Origin of the sequence: Rothia sp. HMSC071F11 (genome assembly GCF_001809115.1) — a bacterium.
In the GTDB taxonomy this organism is placed as follows: Bacteria; Actinomycetota; Actinomycetes; order Actinomycetales; family Micrococcaceae; genus Rothia; species Rothia dentocariosa.
Window position 1 is genome coordinate 1 of the sequence record NZ_KV795733.1, and the last position, 427, is coordinate 427.

Consider the following 427-nt stretch of genomic DNA (forward strand, 5'->3'; position numbering starts at 1 on the left):
TACGGAACTCGGGCCCGAAATCAGGACCACCAGCAGGCCTGTACTCTTGTCCCACCCCGTCGTGGGCTAACCCCGAAACAGTGGGCACCTCCAACAGGCGCTGCACCCACAATTTTTCCCGAATATACTGCACAAGTATTTCAGCATCCTGAGTATTGTTCGGATCAGCCCAATACCCATAATCCAACCGAAACGCCACCTGAGAACCCAGATACCGGCACGGTTCCACATGCGGTTTAAACCGATACACCACCCCTGCGGTATCGGTGAGCTCAAAGAGCCCGTTCTCATCCCCTAATAGGGTGAAATAACTAGAGTCAATCTGCCAGTAGTGCAGCACCTGCTTACGTCCCCGGTTATTGACCCTCATGAGTTTCTCGGGCAGGATTTCCCGGTACGAGACCCTGCACACCCACAAACCCCACAC

General features: G+C 54.3%; 1 pseudogene. It reads right to left on the bottom strand.

The annotated features are described in order from the left end of the window. Nucleotides 1–427: pseudogene (locus tag HMPREF2554_RS02520) on the bottom strand (hypothetical protein); the annotation flags it as partial.